Here is a 3,590-nt window from a genome sequence, read left to right as displayed (position 1 = left end):
AGCATCCCCACAAGATCCTCATACGAGGGACGCTGCGGCTCGGACGACACCCGAAGATCATGCCAGCACGCCAGCCACAGTGGACAACAGGTCCCGATCAGCGACTCACCTCAGGCTGAACACGTACTATCGCCCGCCCACATTCGGGGCGAACAGTATCGAGGCACGCCTTCTCCTGTTCCACGTGGAAGCCGCAGATCGGGCTCGCGTCATCTACATGCCGGACACCGCCTGGCCAATAAGCGGAACACCCGCCAGACTTATCCCAGAGCCGATCTCACGCCCCAGTTCTGATGTCACCTGTTGAGATTTCGACACGTCAGCAATGATTCGCTTACGCTCGCCTTCCCGATCCCTACCTGACGCCTCAAACGACGCCTTTTCCTCATCGCTCACCACGACGGTCGTCAACCAACGCAGCATGAGGTGGTTTGGAACCACCCTCCGCAGGGCGGCTCCGAAGGGCCAACCTTCATCTTCCACGCAGCACCGCATCAAGGGCCTTACCTACATCAACCCCTCCTTGCGTTCAGGACACACGAGATCACCTCACTGCGGACGCTCCAACTTCCACGTCCCCACTCCCGATGCCCGATCATGGACTCGGTCGAAGTTCGCCGGCAGCGCGAACCGGTTTCCGCCGAACAGGTAGGAGAAGTCCTCGCCGCGGAACCCGCCGTCCCTGTCGAAGACGATCGTCGAGCCGCGCTTGGTGTCTTTCCACGCCCCGACGAGTTGGCCGGGAGTCACGTCGATCCGTTTGCCCAGGGCCTCACGCTTTGGCGCTATGTGGCTACAGCGGGCCTGGCACTTGCGGTAGACAACCGTGTTGCTGGCGTCAGGGTCACCGATGTAGTGAACTAGAACGATCGCGCCGTCAGACCGCTGCGCCTCCACACTGTTGCCCCCGCCGTCGGGCGCTTCGCCAAGACATCGAAGTAAAGATCGATCAACCCGCTCGGCGCTTGCGAATGCCCCAGCAGTTTGCCGATCGACCACTGACCGGAGCCGGGCGACTTGTCATGCTTGATGTCGAAGCCGGCTGGGAGGACGTCCGTGAAGCCGACGAACATATAGCCCACGTCGTCGGCGTAGAAGTTCCCGTCCGCCGTGAATTCGATGACGCCGCCGCGCTGATCGCCTTGCCACACTCCGGCCAGGTCATCTGCCGTCATCTCAACCAACTCGGAGCCACCGGAGAGCGCCGGTCCCACAAAGCATCCGGCGGTCATAGTGAGAGCGACGACAAGCAGCAGGACTCTTCGCACAACCCATTCCCCGGTCAGGCACCAAGGTCGACCCGATCCTATGCCGGCGCGGCCCCCGCTGACGCCCGGAGCATGTCAGCGTCCGGCTCGCCAGCTGGCGAAGGGCGGCTCGCTACCCGTCGCCCGGTTGTGGCGGGCACAGGACGCATACCTGCCACTGGACCTGGTGATCCGCGACGACGCCGCAGGTGACGGGTACGTCGGTGATCGACGCACCTTCTCAGCGGCAGAAAAGGATGTCTGCATCAATCAGTAGAGCCACCGGTCGAGCACTGCGGGCCAGAAGTGGGTTGCATGGTCGCCGTCCCCGAACGCGGGCGGGTCAAGGGCCCTGATCCGCTCCAACAGGTCGGCGAGCTCCGCGAGTGCTTCCTCTTCGGCCTGTCCGTCTTCGTCCCAGCGGCCGATGACGGTTGAGCTGGTCAGCCAGCTACCGACCATGTGCAGCGAACACAGCCAGTGGTTGATCGTTGAGTTGACGAACCAGGTGCTGCCGTCCGACGACCATGCCTGCACCTCACCGGTCCCCGGCACGGCACCGTACACCCAGTCCAGGTCGTCGGAGTTCGCCAACCGGTACATCGTCGGCTCTGCGTGGAATGACACCGCATTCACGAGGTCATCGATCAGCGGTACGCCACAGGAGACCAGTGCGGCCTTCTGCGGATCGGGAAGCCGCCACGTCGCCACGTCCAGCTCGGTGGCACGCACCACCCGCCCAGTACCAGCCCAGGCCGTGACCGCTTCGAACGCGGGAGGCAACGGAAGATCATCAACGGGCACGCCAATGAGGGTAGTCCGGGCAAGGTTCCAAGCGCCCAGTGTTCGTGTAGTGGCTAGGCATCCGACCATCGGCACGTCTGGATGCAGGCACCGGCGATCGGTCACCTTCCGTGGCGAGCGCTACGCGGCATGTGCGTGCGTCCTGCGCTGCCGGCGCACGGGGCGGGGGCCACCGGATAGTGCGCCATGTCGGGCCGGGCGGCCCGATATTCGGGCGTCTCGCCGGGGTGCGTCCACTAGCGTGCCGCCTCATGGAGAACACCACCGTACGCACCGAACGCCTCGAGCTTCGCCCTGTGCGTGACGAGGACGTGGACCGGATCCTGGAGTACCGCAATCTGCCGGAGGTCACGCGCTGGCTACTCCGCACTGAGGTCGACCCTGCATCCTTCCGCGCGGCATGGCGGCGCGCGGCCGCAGACCCCGACGACCACAGTATGGCGGCCACGCTCGACGGCGTGGTGATCGGAACCGTCTCGCTCGACGTCGTCGACGGCATGGGTCAACCCGGCATGCCACCGCGGACCGAGGCCCAGCTCGGCTACATCTTCGATCCAGCCTACGGCGGCCATGGATACGCGACCGAGGCCGTCACCGCGGTGGTGGCGCACGCATTCGACCGGCTGGGCACTCGGAGAATCACCGCCGGCTGCTTCGCGGACAACCTCGCCTCGGTGCGAATCCTCGAGAAAGTCGGCATGCGCCGTGAGCAGCACGGCGTCGGCGATTCCTGGCACGCCGAGCTGGGCTGGGTGGACGGCTGCACCTACGCCCTCCTCGCCGAGACATGGCATCGAGAGGCAACACCGTAGGAGCAGCCGAAGACTCTGAAGGCTGGCATGAAGCCCTGGCCAGAGGGTTCTCAGTGGGACCCAGCTCGGTAGTACCTGTCTAGGAAAGCTGCGTAGCGTCCGGGGTCGTACGACTCCTCCACCCACGCGATCACCTCGAGGATCTCTCGGGCTTCCTCGGTGCATACGGTCGCGAGATAGTCCTTGGTCTTGGCCACGCCCGCCCCCAGCATCAGTTCCGCGTCGATGGCGCCGGTCGCGTCCATACTGGTGCCGCGGGCGCGGTGAACCACCAGCGCGTCCTCGACGGCACCGACGTGCCAGAGCTGGACGGCGCAGATCCGCATCAGCTGCGTGTTGCCGGGGACGGTGCCCGTTCCAGCGTAGGTTTCCGCCTCGCGCTGGGTTTCGCGCATGAGGACATCCCGAACGATCGGGACTTGGCCAGCGGCGACCCGCAAACCGTAGGCGGCCAGGTGCTGGTCGGCGTCCCGCTCGTACTGGTCATAGATGTCCATTCCCACGGACCGTGTGTAGCAGGAGCAGAGCGCGTCGGCCAGACAGCGCTCCCGCACCGCGGCATGACAGCGCACGTGACCTTGGTGGTTCTCACCTCGACCGTGCTGGCGGCCAGCCCCAAGAGCGAGGCGGTCCGGGCCGGCCGTCGTGGCGAGCGACGGTCGGGTCAGGGTCTGCCGGCCCCCGGTGCGGGTGCTGGGAAAGCCACGACCTGCCCGCTGGGTTGTGA

The 3,590-nt window shown here is 65.5% G+C and carries 6 protein-coding genes; 1 reads left to right on the top strand and 5 read right to left on the bottom strand.

Annotation, left to right across the window (positions count from 1 at the left end; all coding sequences use genetic code 11):
• Positions 1–213: 213 nt before the first annotated feature.
• From DKT69_RS37620 to DKT69_RS03420, 4 genes are all read right to left on the bottom strand, one after another.
• A complete protein-coding gene (locus DKT69_RS37620) occupies positions 214–411 on the bottom strand; it encodes a hypothetical protein (protein ID WP_146230979.1) in 198 nt (65 codons plus the stop codon).
• A 138-nt stretch (positions 412–549) separates the two neighbouring features.
• Positions 550–750: a hypothetical protein gene (locus DKT69_RS37615; protein WP_146230978.1), complete on the bottom strand. Its 201-nt coding sequence runs from the start codon at positions 748–750 to the stop codon at positions 550–552.
• A gap of 110 nt (positions 751–860) precedes the next feature.
• Positions 861–1,175 (bottom strand): hypothetical protein, encoded by a 315-nt coding sequence (locus DKT69_RS03425; RefSeq protein ID WP_161557762.1) that lies wholly within the window; start codon positions 1,173–1,175, stop codon positions 861–863.
• A gap of 342 nt (positions 1,176–1,517) precedes the next feature.
• Positions 1,518–2,051, bottom strand: coding sequence for an SUKH-4 family immunity protein (locus DKT69_RS03420; RefSeq protein ID WP_161557761.1), 534 nt, complete (start codon positions 2,049–2,051; stop codon positions 1,518–1,520).
• Between the two features lie 251 nt (positions 2,052–2,302).
• Here DKT69_RS03420 and DKT69_RS03415 point away from each other — a divergent pair, with 251 nt between their 5' ends.
• Positions 2,303–2,863 (top strand): GNAT family N-acetyltransferase, encoded by a 561-nt coding sequence (locus DKT69_RS03415; RefSeq protein WP_109800139.1) that lies wholly within the window; start codon positions 2,303–2,305, stop codon positions 2,861–2,863.
• Positions 2,864–2,913: 50 nt separating this feature from the next.
• Here the strand turns inward: DKT69_RS03415 and DKT69_RS03410 are convergent, their stop codons facing one another.
• Positions 2,914–3,360 carry a hypothetical protein gene (locus DKT69_RS03410; protein ID WP_109800138.1) on the bottom strand — a complete coding sequence of 149 codons (447 nt, stop codon included), beginning with the start codon at positions 3,358–3,360 and terminating at the stop codon, positions 2,914–2,916.
• Between the last annotated feature and the right edge of the window lie 230 nt (positions 3,361–3,590).

The organism is Micromonospora sicca (assembly GCF_003172935.1).
Classification (GTDB): Bacteria; Actinomycetota; Actinomycetes; order Mycobacteriales; family Micromonosporaceae; genus Micromonospora; species Micromonospora sicca.
This window is presented reverse-complemented; position numbering and strand designations above follow the sequence as displayed.

What these genes read in the sequence shown, in the direction of transcription:
- DKT69_RS03425 (WP_161557762.1), bottom strand. Translation starts at nt 1,175, where the DNA reads ATGACGGCAGATGACCTGGCCGGAGTGTGGCAAGGCGATCAGCGCGGC.
- DKT69_RS03415 (WP_109800139.1), top strand. Translation starts at nt 2,303, where the DNA reads ATGGAGAACACCACCGTACGCACCGAACGCCTCGAGCTTCGCCCTGTG.
- DKT69_RS03410 (WP_109800138.1), bottom strand. Translation starts at nt 3,360, where the DNA reads ATGGACATCTATGACCAGTACGAGCGGGACGCCGACCAGCACCTGGCC.